Source organism: Mammaliicoccus sciuri (assembly GCF_002901825.1).
GTDB lineage: Bacteria > Bacillota > Bacilli > Staphylococcales > Staphylococcaceae > Mammaliicoccus > Mammaliicoccus sciuri.
In genome coordinates, this window is the sequence record NZ_PPQD01000030.1 from 100,282 (window position 1) to 118,855 (window position 18,574).

15 protein-coding genes are annotated in these 18,574 nt (G+C 32.0%); 4 read left to right on the forward strand and 11 right to left on the reverse strand.

The genetic code is table 11. The annotated features are described in order from the left end of the window. Together parC and parE are read right to left on the reverse strand one after the other, a co-directional pair. The gene (gene parC / locus CD035_RS10330; protein ID WP_048543119.1) at positions 1-2,415 is read right to left on the reverse strand and encodes a DNA topoisomerase IV subunit A; all 2,415 of its coding nucleotides are present in this window, start codon (positions 2,413-2,415) and stop codon (positions 1-3) included. Further along, positions 2,415-4,418 carry a DNA topoisomerase IV subunit B gene (gene parE / locus CD035_RS10335; protein WP_048543120.1) on the reverse strand — a complete coding sequence of 668 codons (2,004 nt, stop codon included), beginning with the start codon at positions 4,416-4,418 and terminating at the stop codon, positions 2,415-2,417. Before parE ends, parC begins: the two co-directional genes overlap by 1 nt. Positions 4,419-4,619: 201 nt before the next feature. Between parE and plsY the strand changes: the two genes are divergently transcribed. Next, complete coding sequence (plsY, locus tag CD035_RS10340; RefSeq protein ID WP_048543123.1) at positions 4,620-5,201, forward strand: glycerol-3-phosphate 1-O-acyltransferase PlsY; 582 nt, start codon at positions 4,620-4,622, stop codon at positions 5,199-5,201. 13 nt (positions 5,202-5,214) lie between these two features. Then, a complete protein-coding gene (locus CD035_RS10345; RefSeq protein WP_048543125.1) occupies positions 5,215-5,514 on the forward strand; it encodes a HesB/YadR/YfhF family protein in 300 nt (99 codons plus the stop codon). 53 nt (positions 5,515-5,567) lie between these two features. Here CD035_RS10345 and menI read toward each other — a convergent pair whose 3' ends face one another. The 3 genes from menI to CD035_RS10360 all read right to left on the reverse strand — a co-directional run bounded on the left by menI (position 5,568) and on the right by CD035_RS10360 (position 10,756). Beyond that, positions 5,568-6,014: a 1,4-dihydroxy-2-naphthoyl-CoA hydrolase MenI gene (menI, locus tag CD035_RS10350; protein WP_048543129.1), complete on the reverse strand. Its 447-nt coding sequence runs from the start codon at positions 6,012-6,014 to the stop codon at positions 5,568-5,570. A gap of 163 nt (positions 6,015-6,177) precedes the next feature. Further along, positions 6,178-8,886: an aconitate hydratase AcnA gene (acnA, locus tag CD035_RS10355; RefSeq protein WP_048543131.1), complete on the reverse strand. Its 2,709-nt coding sequence runs from the start codon at positions 8,884-8,886 to the stop codon at positions 6,178-6,180. 244 nt (positions 8,887-9,130) lie between these two features. Further along, positions 9,131-10,756: a glycine betaine uptake BCCT transporter gene (locus tag CD035_RS10360; RefSeq protein ID WP_048543133.1), complete on the reverse strand. Its 1,626-nt coding sequence runs from the start codon at positions 10,754-10,756 to the stop codon at positions 9,131-9,133. 200 nt (positions 10,757-10,956) lie between these two features. Between CD035_RS10360 and mscL the strand changes: the two genes are divergently transcribed. Next, entirely contained in the window at positions 10,957-11,316 is a 360-nt protein-coding gene (gene mscL / locus CD035_RS10365) for a large conductance mechanosensitive channel protein MscL (protein ID WP_048543134.1), read from the forward strand. A 66-nt stretch (positions 11,317-11,382) separates the two neighbouring features. Here the strand turns inward: mscL and CD035_RS10370 are convergent, their stop codons facing one another. The 3 genes from CD035_RS10370 to sbcD all read right to left on the reverse strand — a co-directional run bounded on the left by CD035_RS10370 (position 11,383) and on the right by sbcD (position 16,248). Further along, entirely contained in the window at positions 11,383-12,000 is a 618-nt protein-coding gene (locus CD035_RS10370; protein WP_048543136.1) for an SCO family protein, read from the reverse strand. 95 nt (positions 12,001-12,095) lie between these two features. Next, complete coding sequence (sbcC, locus tag CD035_RS10375; protein WP_048543138.1) at positions 12,096-15,119, reverse strand: exonuclease subunit SbcC; 3,024 nt, start codon at positions 15,117-15,119, stop codon at positions 12,096-12,098. 1 nt (position 15,120) lies between these two features. Beyond that, complete coding sequence (sbcD, locus tag CD035_RS10380) at positions 15,121-16,248, reverse strand: exonuclease subunit SbcD (protein ID WP_048543139.1); 1,128 nt, start codon at positions 16,246-16,248, stop codon at positions 15,121-15,123. A gap of 75 nt (positions 16,249-16,323) precedes the next feature. Here sbcD and CD035_RS10385 point away from each other — a divergent pair, with 75 nt between their 5' ends. Then, positions 16,324-16,830, forward strand: a complete 507-nt coding sequence (locus CD035_RS10385; protein ID WP_025905909.1) for a DUF2621 family protein — start codon at positions 16,324-16,326, stop codon at positions 16,828-16,830. A gap of 20 nt (positions 16,831-16,850) precedes the next feature. Here the strand turns inward: CD035_RS10385 and CD035_RS10390 are convergent, their stop codons facing one another. The 3 genes from CD035_RS10390 to CD035_RS10400 all read right to left on the reverse strand — a co-directional run bounded on the left by CD035_RS10390 (position 16,851) and on the right by CD035_RS10400 (position 18,462). Then, positions 16,851-17,321, reverse strand: a complete 471-nt coding sequence (locus CD035_RS10390; RefSeq protein ID WP_025905907.1) for a CcdC family protein — start codon at positions 17,319-17,321, stop codon at positions 16,851-16,853. Between the two features lie 38 nt (positions 17,322-17,359). Beyond that, positions 17,360-18,046: a cytochrome c biogenesis CcdA family protein gene (locus CD035_RS10395; RefSeq protein WP_080964705.1), complete on the reverse strand. Its 687-nt coding sequence runs from the start codon at positions 18,044-18,046 to the stop codon at positions 17,360-17,362. Between the two features lie 185 nt (positions 18,047-18,231). Next, entirely contained in the window at positions 18,232-18,462 is a 231-nt protein-coding gene (locus CD035_RS10400) for a YneF family protein (protein ID WP_025905903.1), read from the reverse strand. Positions 18,463-18,574: the final 112 nt, after the last annotated feature.

Here is an 18,574-nt window from a genome sequence, read left to right on the forward strand (position 1 = left end):
TTAATCTATTGCTTTTTCTTCAAAATATGCATTAATTATGTGACCGAAGTCATTCTCGTCAATAACAAATCGACCATTTGTATATCGTTCACTAAAGTTAAAGTCTTTAGTATTAACTTTGACTTGATTTTTTTCTGAAATCATCACACATGTTTCATCTTCTGCTATTGTTCTAGCAAATACGATTCTATGTGCTTTAGATTTTAGTTCTTTTAAAATCATTAAGCCACGTTGAGATCTTTTAGCAGGTACAAATTGTTCTGCTTTCATTCTTTTAACTGAACCACGATTCGTCACAATAAAAACAGATTGATTATTTGGTAATTTATCTGTCATTACAACTTTATCATTGTCTTTTAAGTTGATAGATTTAACACCTGCTGCTTTCAAACCAATGTCGGATAATTCATCTGTATCATAAGTTAAGCTCATACCTTTTTCAGTAATCACTGTTATAAGTTCATCGTTTACTATTTTCAGTACGGAAACAACTTCATCGTCACCTTTAAGTTTAATGGCAACGAGTGGTTTTGTAATTCTGCTCGCTTTAAATTTATCATTTGTAGACTTTTTGATCATGCCGTTTTTCGTCGCGATAATATAATTAGACGATGGCTTGAAATCTGTTTCTTTATTAACAGAAATGACACGTTCGTCATCATCAATTGGAATCATTTGTGAAATATGTTTACCAAGATCTTTCCACTTTAAGTCCACAATTTCATGTACGGGTATAAATAAGTAATTACCTTTATTTGTGAATACAATTAACGTATCTTGTGTATTCATTTTTTCGTGCATTAATAAGTAATCACCGTCTTTGAGTCCTACCTCATCAACACCGCTTGCGATATAACTTCTATTAGAAGTACGTTTAATGTATCCATCATGCGTGACAGAAACGATTGTTTCTTCACTCGGAACTAAAATTTCTTTTTCAATTTTAATTTCTTCGATTTTTTCTTCGATTTCAGTTAACCGTTCATCAGCAAATTCTTTTCGAACAGCTCTAAGTTCGTTCTTAATGACTTTAAATAATGATTTTTCATTTTCTAAAATATCTTTTAAGCGTTCGATAGTTTGTTTGAGTTTATCAAATTCATTTTCTAAAGAAACAATATCTGTATTTGTTAATCTATAAAGTTGTAACATCACGATTGCTTCAGCTTGTTCTTCAGTAAATTCATATTTCGCAATTAAATTCTCTTTCGCATCACGTTTGTTTTTAGAAGCTCTAATTGTTTCAATAACTTCATCTAAAATAGACAATGCTTTAATTAAACCTTCGACGATGTGCATGCGTTTTTGTACTTGAGATAATTCATATTGAGAACGTCTTGTTACAACTTCTTTTTGGTGTTCAATATAGCTTTCTAGAATTTGTTTAAGTCCTAATAATTCAGGTCTTCTATTATTGATTGCAACCATATTAAAATGATATAGCACTTGTAAGTCTGTGTTCTTGTATAGATAATTTAGAACACCTTCGCTATTAATATCTTTCTTAAGTTCAATTGCAATTCGTAAACCTTCTCTATCCGTTTCATCACGAACTTCTACGATTCCTTCTATTTTCTTATCAGCTCTGAGTTCATCAATTTTCTTAACTAATGTACCTTTGTTTACTTCAAATGGTACTTCAGTTACGACGATTTGTTCTCTTCCGCCTCTAATTTTTTCTATTTCTACTTTACTTCTAACAACTATTTTACCTTTACCTGTTTTATAGGCTTTCTTAATACCATCTAACCCTTGAATAATACCGCCAGTTGGGAAATCTGGTCCTTTGATATGTTCAATTAATTCATCTACAGTTGTACTTGGTTTATCGATAAGCTTTAATGTCGCATCGATTACTTCTCCTAGATTATGCGGTGGAATATCAGTTGCATAACCTGCTGAAATACCTGTAGATCCATTGACTAATAAGTTAGGATACCTAGCTGGTAATACCATCGGCTCCATCGCTGTATCATCAAAGTTTTGTACATGTTCAACTGTTTCTTTATCTATATCTTGTAATAACACTTCGGCTAGTTTACTTAATTTAGCCTCAGTATAACGCATTGCTGCAGGAGGGTCATTATCAATACTACCGTTATTACCGTGCATTTCTATTAGTACATGTCTCAATTTCCAATCTTGACTCATACGTACCATTGCATCGTAAACAGAAGAATCACCATGTGGATGATAATTACCGATTACGTTACCAACAGTTTTAGCACTTTTTCTAAAGTTTCTATCATACGTATTACCGTCTTTATACATCGCAAATAATATTCTACGTTGTACTGGTTTCAATCCATCTCGTACATCAGGAAGCGCACGGTCTTGAATGATATATTTACTATATCTACCAAATCTATCTCCAATTACATCTTCTAAAGGAAGGTTTTGAATTTGTTCAACCATTATTTAACTTCCTCCTCTAATGATTCTACTTCATCATCAAGTACTTGAATGTCATCACTTTCAAGTATACTTTGATCTTCTTGCATACCGAATTGAACGTGTCTTTCAATCCATTCTCTACGTGGTTCAACTTTGTCACCCATTAATGTTGTCACTCTTCGTTGTGAACGTACTTCATCATCAATACTTACTCTAATTAATGTTCTTGTTTCAGGATCCATTGTTGTTTCCCATAATTGATCGGCATTCATTTCACCTAAACCTTTATAACGTTGAAGTGTGAAACCTTTACCAATTTTCTTCATTAATACTTCTAAATCTTCATCCGTCCATGCATATTCAACTTGTTTTGACTTACCTTTACCTTTTTCTAATTTATATAAAGGTGGTAATGCAATATATACTCTACCTGCTTCTAATAGCGGTCTCATATACTTGAAGAAGAAAGTTAATAATAATACTTGAATATGCGCACCATCAGTATCGGCATCTGTCATAATAATCACTTTGTTGTAGTTACTATCTTCAATATTAAAGTCTGCACCTACACCAGCACCTATTGTATGAATAATCGTATTGATTTCTTCATTTTTAAAGATATCTTCAAGTTTAGCTTTTTCTGTATTAATAACTTTACCTCTTAACGGTAATATTGCTTGGAATTTACGATCGCGCCCTAATTTAGCTGATCCTCCGGCAGAATCCCCTTCGACTAAATAAAGTTCGTTTTTCTCTGTATTTTTACTTTGTGCTGGCGTTAATTTACCAGATAATAAAGTTTCTTTACGTTTGTTTTTCTTACCATTTCTAGCTTCTTCACGCGCTTTTCTCGCTGCTTCACGTGCTTGAGATGCTTTTATCGCTTTTTTAAGTAATGATTTTGATAATTGACCTTTCTCTTCTAAGTAGAAAGGAAGTTGATCTGACATTACAGAATCAACAGCTGCACGTGCTTCTGTTGTACCTAATTTAGACTTAGTTTGTCCTTCAAACTGTAATAAATCTTCTGGAATTCTTACAGAAATAATAGCTGTAAGACCTTCACGAATATCGCTTCCATCAAGGTTTTTATCTTTTTGTTTAAGTTCACCGATTTTACGAGCATATTCATTAAACACACGTGTAAATGCTGTCTTTAAGGCTGTTTCATGTGTTCCACCGTCTTTAGTACGAACATTATTAACGAAACTTAGAATTGTTTCAGAATATTGGTCATTAAATTGAAAACTAATATCTACTTCAATTCCATTTGATTCGCCACTAAACATAGCAACGTCATGCAACACGTCTTTGCCTTCGTTTAAATAATTAACAAATTCTTTAATACCGTCTTCATAATGATAAAATACTTCTCTCGGTTCTTCTCCCCTTAAATCCGTTACTTTTATTTTAAGTGCTCTCAGTAAAAATGCTGATTCTTGAAGTCTTTCGCATAACGTTTCAAAGTTAAAATGTGTTGAAGCTTTAAATATTTTAGAGTCTGGTTTGAAATGGACCGTCGTACCTGTTTTACGTGTTTTCCCCTTTTTCTCTAATGTTGTTACAGGTACACCACCGTTTTTGAATTTTTGTTTATAAATATGCCCTTCTCTATAAATCGTTACTTCTAACCATTCACTCAAAGCATTAACGACCGAAGCACCTACGCCGTGTAGTCCACCAGATGTTTTATAGCCACCTTGACCGAATTTACCACCGGCATGAAGGACAGTAAATATAACTTCAGGTGTTGGTTTACCAGTCTTATGTAATCCTGTAGGCATCCCCCTACCGTTATCATAAACAGAAATACTATTATCTTTATGAATGGTCACTTCGATTTCCGTACCGAAGCCATTTAAAATTTCATCAACAGAGTTATCTACTATTTCATATACTAAATGGTGAAGTCCGCGGACATCTGTTGAACCAATGTACATACCAGGTCTTTTTCTTACTGCTTCTAAACCTTCGAGTACTTGTATTGAATCTTCACCATATTGAACTTTTGCTTGTTTATTCAATATTTCTCCTCCTACAAACGTACGTTCGTTTCTTTTACTTTACAATAGTTATTTTGTTATAAATCCCTAGAAAATGCAAGTCCTATCCCTAATTGTGGTACAATTTCCCTTTACATTGTAATGACAATATCATATTTTTAAATAGTAACCGATATACAGTTATGGTAAACTATTAGTACCTGCTATCAAAGGAGTGTTTCAATAATGACATTTGTTGTTATTATACTTAGCTACTTAGTTGGATGTTTCCCAAGTGGCCTTGTGTTAGGTAAGTTATTTTATAAAAAAGATATTCGACAATTCGGAAGTGGCAACCTGGGTGCTACAAATACATTTAGAGTATTAGGAAAAAAAGCTGGATTTATCGTGATGTTTTTAGACATCTTCAAAGGTTTTATTGTAGTTTTCTTCCCAATATGGTTTAATGTAGATATTCCTAGCATATTTGTAGGTATTTGTGCGGTAGTCGGACATGTATTTCCAATATTTTTAAAATTCAAAGGTGGAAAAGCCGTTGCAACAAGTGCAGGTGCAGTTCTAGGTGTACATCCGATACTATTAATTATACTAGCTATTATATTCTTTGTAATTCTATATTTAACTAAATATGTATCATTATCTAGTATTGTAGCGGGTATAAGTTGTTTTATAGGTGCTATTATCATTGGTGATATACCATTCTTAATCGTATCTATTGCAATATTGGTTATACTACTCGTCAGACACCAATCAAATATTATAAGAATATTCAAAGGACAAGAACCAAAAATCAAATGGATGTAAAGGAGAATGCACTATGAATTTAGAAATTACTGAAAAAGCTATCGAATGGTTTAAAGACGAATTAGAATTCAATGATGATCAAGCCTTACGATTTTTCGTTCGTTATGGCGGTGAATTTCAGTTAAAACAAGGCTTCTCACCCGCATTTACTGTAGAAGAATTAAGTTCTTCTGAAGTTGGTTTTAAAGACGTGAAAAACGATATTCCATTTTTTATTGATGAAAAAGATTTATGGTACTTCGATGATAATGACTTAGTAATTGATTTAAATGACAATGGAGAAATTAAATATGAAGTCAAAGCTTCAAGATAAACTATAAAAGCAGATGTATTTCGTGTATTTAGCGAAACACATCTGCTTATTTATTATAGTTTACGGTCTACACCTTGTTCAGTTTCTTCGTGAATTTTTAAATATGCATTATGCCATTCAGGGAAACTTTTATCTAGTCTAATTGGTCTGTTTGAACCTTTTTTCAAGCATACATGTGTTGTAGATCCTGTTGACACAACTTCTCTTTGTTCATTTAATATCTCGTAAGAATAAATTGATCTTATTGGTGAATAATGAGAAATCCACGTTTTAATGATAACTTTTTCTGGATATGTTATAGACTTTTTATAAGTAATATTCAAATCAACAACAGGAGAAATAATACCTGCCTTTTCCATATCTGCGTAACTAAATCCTGCTTTATAAATGTAGTCTGTTCTTGCTACTTCAAACCAAATGGCATAATTTGCATGATAAACAACGCCCATTTTATCCGTCTCTGCATATCTAACATCTATTGGTGTTTCACTATAAATCATGATTCAATCCCTCTTTCTAAATTCCTTAACCTAATCATAACATAAATATAATTACGCCTGTGATTATATTCTTTTATATACATATATTTAATGTTTATATAAAAAGCAGTAGACATTCAATTTACAAAGAATATCTACTGCTCTTATATGAATTAGCTTTATATTATTGTGCTAATTTATTTCTTAATACCATTTGTAGTATACCACCGTGTCTGTAGTAGTCAATTTCAACTTCAGAGTCGAATCTTGCTAAAGCTTCAAATTCAGTAACTTTACCATCTTCGCTTGTAGCTGTTACTTTAAGAATATCACGTGGTTTAACACCTTCATGAATATCTACTGAAATTGCTTCTCTACCTGTTAAGCCTAAGCTATCTGCTGAGTCACCTTTTTTAAATTGTAAAGGTAATACACCCATCATAACAAGGTTAGAACGGTGAATACGTTCATAACTTTGAGCAATAACTGTTTTAACACCTAAAAGATTTGTACCTTTAGCTGCCCAGTCACGAGAAGAACCCATACCGTAGTCATTACCAGCAAGCACACATAAACCAATACCATTTTCTTGATATTTCATTGAAGCATCAAAGATAGGCATTACTTCTTCTGTTGGCCAATAAGTTGTAAATCCACCTTCAGTTCCAGGTGCTAATTGGTTCTTAATACGAATGTTAGCAAAAGTACCTCTCATCATAACTTCATGGTTACCACGACGAGAACCGTATGAGTTAAAGTCTCTAATTGCTACATCATGGTCTTGCAAGTATTTACCAGCTGGTGTATCTTTACCGATTGCACCTGCAGGAGAAATATGGTCAGTTGTAACTGAGTCACCAAATTTACCCATAACTCTTAAATCACTTAAAGGTTGAATATCTTTTGGTTCTTTAGATAAACCTTGGAAGAATGTAGGGTTTTGGATATATGTTGAACTTGGATCAAAGTCATATAATGGTTGATCTGTCGTTTCAATTTGATTCCAAACTTCATTAGATTCAAATACTGTTTTGTATTCTTCTCTAAATAATTCAGGTGTAACAACTGATAATACAGTATCTCTAACTTCTTCAATTGATGGCCAGATGTCTTTTAAGTATACATCTTCACCATTAGATCCTTTACCGATTGGATCGTTTTGTAAATCGATATCAACAGTACCAGCTAATGCATAAGCAACAACTAATTGTGGTGATGCTAAGTAGTTAGCTTTAACTAATGGATGAATACGACCTTCGAAGTTACGGTTACCAGATAATACTGAAGTAACAAGTAAATCTTCTTCAGCAATCGCTTTTTCAATTTCAGGTAATAATGGACCTGAGTTACCGATACAAGTTGTACAACCATAACCAACTAAGTTGAATCCAAGATCATCTAAATACTCTTGTAATCCAGCATCGCGTAAATAACCTGTAACAACTTTTGAACCAGGTGCCAATGAAGTCTTAACGTAATCTGGTACTTTTAAGCCTTTTTCGATTGCTTTTTTCGCTACTAAACCTGCACCTAACATTACATATGGGTTAGAAGTGTTTGTACAAGAAGTAATGGCTGCTATTGCAATGTCACCAGTCTTCATTGAAGTCTTCGTACCATCTTGTAATTCAATATCTACAGATTTATCAAATTCTGATTTATCGAAACCATGACCTTGGTTACCTGCTGGTGCAGTCACTGAATCAACAAATGATTTTTTCATGTCGCTTAATTTGATTAAATCTTGTGGACGTTTAGGACCAGATAATGATGCTTCAACTGTTGATAAATCTAGATCTACAACATCTGTATATGTTGGTTCTACATTTTCAGCATTGAAGAACATATTGTTTTCTTTTAAGTATTTCTCTACGACATTAACTTGTTCTTCAGAACGTCCAGTTAAACGTAAGTAACTTAATGATTCATCATCTACTGGGAAGAAACCACATGTAGCACCATATTCAGGCGCCATGTTAGCAATTGTTGCTCTGTCTGCTAATGGTAATTTTTCTACACCAGGACCAAAGAATTCAACAAATTTACCTACAACACCTTTTTTACGTAACTCTTCAGTTACACGTAAAGCTAAGTCAGTAGCTGTTGTACCTTGTGGTAATTCGTTTGTTAATTTAACACCTATAACTTCAGGAACTGGGAAGTATGAAGGTTGTCCAAGCATACCTGCTTCGGCTTCAATACCACCTACACCCCAACCTAATACACCAATACCGTTGATCATTGTTGTATGTGAGTCAGTACCTACTAAAGTATCTGGGTAAGTTACTAATTCATTTTCTTCTTCTCTAATGTGTACAACGCTTGCTAAGTATTCCAAGTTAACTTGGTGAACAATACCAGTAGCTGGTGGTACAGCACGATAGTTATCAAATGATTTTGTTGCCCAGTTTAAGAATTGGTAACGCTCGATATTACGTTCAAATTCTAATTTCATATTCATTTCTAATGAATTTGGTAATGCATAGCTATCTACTTGTACAGAGTGGTCAATAACTAAATCAACAGGTACTTCAGGGTTGATTTTAGATACATCTCCACCAACATCATCCATAGCTTTACGTAAAGAAGCTAAGTCTACAACTGCAGGTACACCTGTGAAGTCTTGTAGAATAACACGTGATGGTTTAAATGGTACTTCTGCATTAGCATCGTTAGATTTACCCCATTTTGCTAAATTCATAATATGTTCTTCTTTAATGACACGTCCGTCAAATTGTCTTAATACTGATTCTAATAATACACGAATAGAATAAGGTAGTTTATCAACATTAGATAAACCTAATTCGTCTAATGTTTTTAAGCTATAAAACGTGTATGTTTTGCCGTTCAATTCAAAAGATTTTTTAGATTGTTCTTTTAAACTTGAGCTCATTATTAGTTCCCCCTTTAAAATTGTGCAAGTTAATGCTTCATATACAATTGTATAATCAATACTTTAGTAAAACAATACATTGCGCTTAAAAATGAAGATATTTATCATTCAAGTTTATAATAGGATGCTATAAGTTTTACTTATGTATTTTCAAATATACATAATTTTTAGTTATTAATTGATAATGATTATCAACTATAAATAAAAAAGACTGAGACATAAATTTGTCTCAGTCTATCACTTATTAATCTTCCATTTCTCTTGCTAAACGACGTTGTTCTTTTAATTCTTGTTCATATTCTCGTTTAGATTTTTCTACATATTCTTTCATACGATGCTTATTCGGTGTAATCGATAATCCAAGATATTTTCTTTCTTGGTTTGCATCTTTGTAGAATGCAATTATCATCAAGATGATAATAAAACTAAATGGGAATGCTGAAATAATTGCTGCTGATTGTAGTGCATTTAATCCAGTATCTCCACCTGATAATAACAATACAAACGCGATTAATGATTGCGCGATACCCCAAATTACTTTTACCATACCTGATGGATTTAATGATCCATGAGTTGTTTGCATACCAAGTACGAAAGTAGCTGAGTCAGCTGAAGTTACAAAGAAAATACATACTAACGCTAAAGCTAATATAGATAATGCGATACCCATTGGCATTTCATTAAACACACCAAACAATTGCGTTTCAGTAGACATTTTGAATACTTCTGGTGCTTTCTTACCTACTTCAATACCTGTTACGCCAAATACACTGAACCAAATAAAGCTAATGATTGTTGGTACAAGCATAACACCTAGAATAAATTCACGAATAGAACGACCTCTAGAAACACGGGCAATAAATATACCTACGAATGGACTCCAACTCATCCACCAACCCCAGTAATAAAGTGTCCAAGAATTTAACCAAGTATTTTTTTGTTCACTTAATGGCGCTACATCGAAACTGTTGAATAAAAAGCTATCGAATAATGCACCTGTTGAAGATGTAAACATGTTTAAAATTAAAATTGTAGGTCCTAGGATTAAAGTAACAATTAATAATAATGAAGCTAAAACTAAATTTGTATTACTTAAATATTGAATACCTTTACTTAAGCCACTCCATGCACTTGCAAGGAATAATATTGTTACGATAATGATGATAATACCTTGAACAACAATGTTATTTGGAACACCAAATAAATATTCTAATCCACCATTAATCTGTAAAGCACCCATACCTAATGAAACGGCAACCCCTACAACAGTTGCGAATACTGATAACACGTCAATAATTGTACCAATAGGACCATCCACTTTATCACCTAATAAAGGTCTTAAAGTTTTAGATAATAATCCTGGTTCACCTTTTCTAAATTGTGCATAAGCAAGTGCTAAAGCTACTACACCATAAATGCCCCATGCATGGAAGCCCCAATGTAAGAATGTTGAACGCATAGATTCAGTCATTGCTGCTTTTGTTTCTGGACTTGCTGTTGGTGGTGATAAGTAGTGTGACATTGGCTCAGCAGCACCGTAGAATACTAAACCGATACCCATACCAGCACTAAATAGCATTGCAAACCATGATACAGTGTTAAACTCTGGTTTATCCTGTGGTCTACCCAATTTCAGTTTACCAATTGGACTAAATATAATGAACACACAGAAGAACACCATACCTATTGTGATAATCATGTAGTACCAACCAAAGTATGTAGAAATCCAACTACTGATATCACTTGTAACATCACCAAATTTTGTAGGAAAAATCGCACCTATTGCTACGATAATACCAATTACAATTGCTGATGCTGTAAAAACATTTGATAATTTTCTGCCGTTAGGTTGAATTGGCGAATTTGACATTTGCATACTCCTTTCAAAATAACAAACTTTTAATTATGTATTCCCGTTTTAACTAATTTTATTCGTGATATTTTCAAATAAATGCTATATGAAAACAGCAACATTCAACACTTTAACAAATATTACACTTAAAATCAAATTGACTATTTCTTTTTATGCTATATTCATGTATGATAAAATTCGATAAGGAGGTGTTTAATATGTCATTATTAAAAGAATTTAAAGACTTTGCTTTGCAAGGTAACGTTTTAGATTTAGCAATCGCCGTTGTTATTGGTGCTGCCTTTAACAAAATTGTTACATCTTTAGTTGAGAACGTCATAATGCCACTTATTGGATTAATTTTTGGAGAAGTAGACTTCGCTGAAAAATGGTCATTAATGGGTATCAAGTACGGTCTATTCATCCAATCTATCATTGACTTCTTAATCGTCGCATTCGCACTATTTGTATTCATTAAAATTGCAAATACTATTATGAAAAAAGGCGAAGAAGAAGAAGAAGTTGACGAACAAACTGTATTACTTACAGAAATCCGCGACGCTTTACGCGAAAAGTAAGTTTTACATATTTAAAAAACCATCGATTATTGATTGTTCAATAATCGATGGTTTTTTAAATGTTTATTAATCTTCTACTGGACCTTCTTCTACTAATGTTTTAACATCAGCTACAATTTCAGATTTAGGGAACTTCTTATCCCCAGCATCCTGTCCGCTATATGATTTAATAATTTTTCCATTCTGATCTATTAAATAGAAACTTGTACCATGTGTGACTTGAGTACTACCTTTAGGTGGTGGCGCCACGATTGATTTAAAGTTATCTTGTGCGTATTGTTTAATAAATTTGAAATCGTAGTTCGTCAATAGCGTCCATTTATTATCTGGTACATTATATTGTTTAACGTAATCTTTAAGTTTTTTCGGTGTATCATTTGCTGGATCCACACTAAAACTTAATACCCCATAATTTTTAACGCCATCTTTTTCAAGTTGATCAATAACAGTACTCATATTGTATGTCATTGGTGGGCATACTGTTTCACAATTCGTAAAGATAAAGTCAGCTATATACACTTTCCCTTTCATATCTTTTTGCGAAAATTTATGACCATCTTGATCAGTTACATTGAATGACTGCATTTTATTGCCAAATTGACTGTCTGGTTCAATCGCGTTATTACTACATGCACTCATTATCATCATACTTGCAACCAATATTAGAAATATTCCCTTTTTCATCCTAACACTCCCATAACTCTGTTAGTTAAAATATATCAAATAAAAATCTCAACTTAAATACGTAATTTAATCTATTTATGTCTTTGATGTGTCATTCAATTATTCGAAAATACCGTTGTACTTAAAAATCCATTCTTGTTTACATTTAATATGGTTGGAATTCTTGTCTTTAATTCAGATACATGAGAAATAATACCGACTAAACGACCGGACATTTGGATATTAACGAGTGTATCGAGCGCAGTTTCTAAAGTTTCAGCATCTAATGTACCAAAGCCTTCATCAATAAACATCGATTCTAGATGGATGGCACCCGCTTCTTGCTGCACAACATTCGACAATCCTATCGCTAGCGACAACGAAGCTTGGAATGTTTCCCCACCTGATAATGATGTAATATGTCTCGTTCTATTTGAAAATCTATCAAACACTTCTATTTCCAAACCACTTAACCCTTGTGATTTTTCCTTTCTACGCACGAGTTGATAGCGATTATTCGTCATTTTAAGAAAATGTCTATTTGCATTATCTAATATATGATTTAAATAATAAATCAGCACATAATTCTCCAATGATAATTTCTGGCTATTCTTCCCATTCATAATTCTCGATAAATCAATCATTTCTTCTTGTTCTTTAAGGTCTTGATTAATCTTATCTATCACGTTAAGAATCGCTTTAGATTTTTGGTCATTTTGTTCAACCTTTAATTGCAGTTGATTCAATTGTTTCGTTAAATTGTTTAGAGAATCTTTAGCACTTACTAATTGTTCTTCCGTATTAGTAATATCAGGCATTTCTTGATCTCTTACTTTTTTGCTAAGTTCTTTAACGACCGCTTCAACTTCTATATACTTTTTGTCATATTGCTGAACACTTTCTTCTAGTCGATCAATATCCTCTACTTGTAATAACAACTCATCTAACTGAGCATATAAAGAAATGTCATGTTTGTTCATTTCAGTACTTAAATAGTCTTTTGTAGATTTAATTTGTTCTTCAATCATAGATAAACGTTCTTTAACCGTAGCATGTTGCATTTGTAATGTTTGCTTATCATTTTGATATTGTTCTTGTTGTTCATTTAATTTTTTCATACTTTGATCAAACTTAGATAATGTTTGTTCTAACGTATTAACTCGTTCAACAAATGATGATACTTCAGTATACCCCGTCTCTTTATTAAAGTACGCTAAATCATTTTCATATGTAGATATTTTATGGTTTAAATCATTTAATTGTAATGTGTGTTCTGTTATCTGTTTATCTACAGCATTTATTTCTTTTTCTAGACGTTGAATATGCTGACGATTCTCTTGATAAGTTTTTAATTTACTTACAATTTGTTCAACACTTTCGTTTAATGATGCTATATCTTTTTGTACATCATATACATTACTTAACTTGTTTAATTGTTCATTCGTCAAATTAATTCTTTCTTTATAAGTCGTAATGTGTTGATTTACTTCTTGTAACTGCTGTTCAACTTCTAATTGTTTCGCTTTTTCTTGTTTTAAGCTTTCAAAATCAACATCGCCATTGATTGTTTCTATGATTGATCCACATATAGGACAATCTTCACCTTTATGAACATGCTTTTGAATTTTTAATATTTCATCTTCCACATTCAATATATCAAACGCCTTTTCAGCATCAATACGTTGTTCTAGTGACGTTTTTTCATTTTCATATTCTACTAATTGACGATTATATGCTTGTATTTTCTCTTCCAACGCTTGTTTATCTGCATACAGCTTTTGTGTTGTTTCTAGACCTTGTAATGTTAACTTCATTGTTTCTTGTTCTTTTAATTGATTTTGCTCATCTTTTTCGTCATAAGTAATGTGTCCAAGTTTACTATTTAATTGCTCTGTTTCCTTCTTGTCTTCTTCAATTGCATTATTTAGTGCTTTTTGTTTCTCCTTATGTTTTACCAGGTTTTGTTCTGCTTCTATATATTTATCTATATTTACTTTTATATGTTTAGTATTTTGAACAAATGCTCTATATTCTTCGATTTGTTTATGTTCTTTATGCAGATTATTTATTTGTTGTACAATTGATTCTAATTGTTGTGCATTATCACTTATTTGTTTTTGAAGTACTTCATCATTTTTTAATTCGTTTGTATGGTTAGTTTCTTTATCTTTAAGTTGATGATATTGATATGTTAAAGATTGTACACTTTTTAAGTATTTAACTTGTTTCTTTAAATCATTGATTTCTTTCTCTTTACTTTTCAACTGATTTAATTCTGCTTCTTTAACTTGTAACGTTTCAAAGTTTCCTTTTAATGCTTTCTCCTGTTCAAAGACATTTTCAATTTCACTAACTTGTTGCTGCTGTTTAGCTTTCAAATTTGTTAGTTCTTTTAACTTTTCTTGTCCTACCGCTTCATATGACGTTAATGCATCTTGAATCACTTCATAACGATAGCCTTCAACTTGTTTATGTTCTTGTAACGCTTCGTCATCAAAATCATGCATGTCATTTAAATATTGTGTGATTTTTTGATAGTGACTTTCGATTAATGCGATTTCTTTCTTCATTTCTAGTTCTAATTGTTCTTGTAACGACTCAAAACGATTACTATCGAATAGTGTTCTTAATATACTTCTTTTATCTGTGCTGTTCGAAACGAGAAACTGTTTGAATTCACCTTGTGGAAGAATCAATATTTGTCTAAACTGCTTAACATTCATATGTAATAACGCTTTTAAATAATCATTGCTTGTATTAATACTTTTCGTTTCTAATGACCACTTATCATTTATTTTTTTATATACTTCAACAGTTGCATTCGTTGGGTTTTTATTACCTTCTTTAATGTATTTCACAGTTCTTACGACGCTATATTGCTCGTTTTTAATTTCAAATTCAAATTCTACTTTTGTAGGTAACTTAGGATCAGCAAAATGGCTTCGCAAATCAACTTCTTCACGCGATTCTGTCGATGTCTTACCAAACAAAGCATAAACCATCGCATCAAAGATCATCGTCTTTCCTGACCCCGTTTTTCCACAGATTAAAAATAATTGTGATTTAGATAAATGTGTAAAATCAACTTCCTCATTTATAAATGGTCCAAAATATTGCATCTTTAATAATAAAGGTCTCATCTTATTCTCGTGCCCCCTTATTTAAATCATTTTCTAACAATGCGATGATTTTTTCTTTTTTTATGCCTTCTAACGGTTCACCCGTTACATGATCATAAAATGATTCAATAATTTCTAAATCCGTCAAAGTATGAACATCCACATCTATTTCATCATTTGCAACTTCATAATCTCTCCTAGATATTTGAAGTGTATTAGGATATATACTTCTTATCTTCATAAGTGGATCTGTCACATGGTCCATATCAGACAATTTAAAGTGAAAATAGTCTTCACGATGTTTAATGTCTAATTTTTCATGTATGACATCTTCATAACTTGCTTGTATCACTTGAAATGCTCTTCTAGGTTCTATTGGAATAAATGACTCTTTAAATGATTTATGACCAAAATCAAATAGTCTATATCCTTTAGATTGATTTGCCTCTGAAAATGAATATTGCATTGGTGTTCCAGAATAAAATATGTAATCGGACTTTATCGCAAACGGGTGATGTAAATGACCTAATAATACAGCATCGAATATTTCAAATGTATCGGCACTGACTGTCTCTATTGTTCCGATAGATAATGGTCTTTCAGAGTCTGTCGATTCACCACCAGCAACGAATAAATGACCTATTAAAATATTCGTTTCATCTTCTTTTATAACTTCTTTCATTTTATGAACAATAAATTCAGTCGCTTCCTGATGTGTATGAATATCTTTTACTTCAAACACATGTCTAATATCAGCAGGTGTAAAGTAAGGCATTACGTATATATTGACATCATTCACTTTAATAGGTTCAAGTAACTGATCATATCCCGTAATAATTTTTAAGCCTGTTTTTTCGAACCATCTCTCTCCATAGTTTAAACGTTCTTTACCATCATGATTTCCACTTATAGCTATTACTGGCGTGTTAAGTTCTAAGTTGATTGTTGAAAGCGCATCTTCAAGAACAACCATCGACTCTTTATTGGGATAGTGTAAGTCGTATAAATCACCGCTAATGACAACAATATCTGGTTGATGTTCTTTAATTGCATCGAATAATTTTGAAAGTATAAACTTTTGATCTTCTATTAATGATTGACCATTGATGGTTTTACCAATGTGCCAATCAGCAGTATGTAAAATTTTCATTTTAAAGCTCCTTTTATAATATTTATTAGACAGGTTGAAACGCTTCATTTATACTAAATCTAAGGAGTGATTTCATTGAGTAACGCATTTATATTTTTTATTATTTTATGGTGCATCGTATTTATTTCGTTACTTGCAATCGGTGGATTCTTTATGTTTCGTAAATTCTTAAAACGTATGCCTAAAGATAATGGTATGAGTGAACTTGATTGGCAAGACTACTACATTAATAAAGCTTTACCATTATGGAATGATGAAGCACGTAGTTTATTAAACGAACTCGTTTCACCTGTTCCAGAATTATTTAGGGATGTTGCGAAAGAAAAGATAGGTGGACGTGTCTCTAAAATTGCTTTAGAAGAACATGCCACAACAATCGAACTTGACCATATCATGAGAGGATATATCGTAGCAACACCAAAAAGAGATCACAAATTCATGAAGAAAAAGCTAACCGAACTTAATATAGATTATACACCATATTTAAAATTGTTCGAATTAGCTGATGATGAGAAGAATAAATTTTCTATCTTTGATCATAGAGAAGAAATTTCAAATGCAAAAACAACGCACACTCAATAATTGAGATGTGCGTTGTTTTTTTAATTTACAATTGGCATACGGTCTTTTAATTTTTTATATTTTACATACATGGCTATTCTCCAAGGTACAATCATACTAAATGCGAGTAAGAAAAACATACCTGCTAATTGACCTGGATCGATTGAATCACTTAAGAAAAATTTACCGACTGATCTAATGATTAATAACGATATTAAAATAACCGGAAATAATTTAGAACGTTTCATATAAATTTCTGATCCTTTAACTTCAAAGTTAGAAGTAAAGATAAGAAATAGAGAAAAGAACAAACCAACTAAAATTGCTTCTATAATTTCACTGCCATTTAATCTAAAGTACGGTACAACATACATCAATGCACCTGTAGCCATAAAAAATGGCGGTAATACGATCTTTTTAGCATTCGTTGGATAATTTTGTGCTTTCATTCTAACAACAATAACTGCCAATCCCATTAAAGCTGCTATTACAAATGAAAAAAGGAAATACATATCTAAAACCCCTTATAAGTACGAAATATCAATAATATTTAATTTAAACCTAATGATTGGAAGAATATCGTAATCTCCGTTAATAAATCAAAGAACAGTAATATTCCCATAATTATCATAATTATACCACCAAACTTCATGATAGCAACATTGTACTTTTTAATAATTTGTAATTTAGTTATAAAGAATGTCAGTATGAAAAATGGAATACTGAATCCTAATACATATAACAACATATAAAGTAATGCTTGTGATGAATTAGTAGCAGCTAACGTACCAATCGCTGCAATAATTGGACCATTGCAAGGTGTCCATCCTGCAGCAAATGCCATACCTATAAGAAAAGTACCTATATAACCTGTGGGTTTCGTCTTGAAATTTATTTTACGGTCTTTCATTAGAAATTGTGGTTGAAATACACCTAATATAATGAGACCAAATACAATAATAATAATGGCACCTAATTGCCTGATTAACGTTTGGTAATTAATCAGCATACCAGAAATATATCCTATACCCATTCCTAGTATCATATATATAACACTAAAACCAAGCAAAAAGATAATCGTATGTAGGATTGCATTACGACTAAGTCCTTTAGTTTTGATGTCGTCATAACTCATGCCTGTTATATAAGAAATAAACGCTGGATAAATGGGTAATACGCAAGGAGATACGAAACTTAATATGCCTGCACCAAAAGCTACAAATACTGTGATTTCCACAATGATCCCCCTCTCACTCATATTCTATTTTATCAAATAACAATTAAGTTAAAACACCTTTATTTGAACAATAAGTGAAAACTTAAACAAAATAAGAAACGAGCCTTAGACTGTTGTGTACGTCTGAGACTCGTTTAAAAATATCACGGTTATACGTTTTATTTTTACTTATGATTAATATAAGATTATTTAATTTTTTGATCCATATTCTTATTCATCATTGTCATCATTTGATTAATTTTCTTTTGAGATGGTTTTTGACCCATTTGCATCATCATCATACGTAACATTTCTTCGTTAATTGGTGGATTCTTTTTCAAGTAATCCATCATATATTTACGTGCAAGGAAGAATCCAAGTGCTAGCCCACCGATTAATGCCACGACGATTAATAATATTGCTAACCACGTTGCCATTATTTCACCCACTTTCTGTATCCTATAAAAGTTTACTAAATTCATTACATTTTATCAAGATGAAACTTAATGTTTAAAATGAAAAAGCCTCAGCCAAGTTTCTTGGATGAGG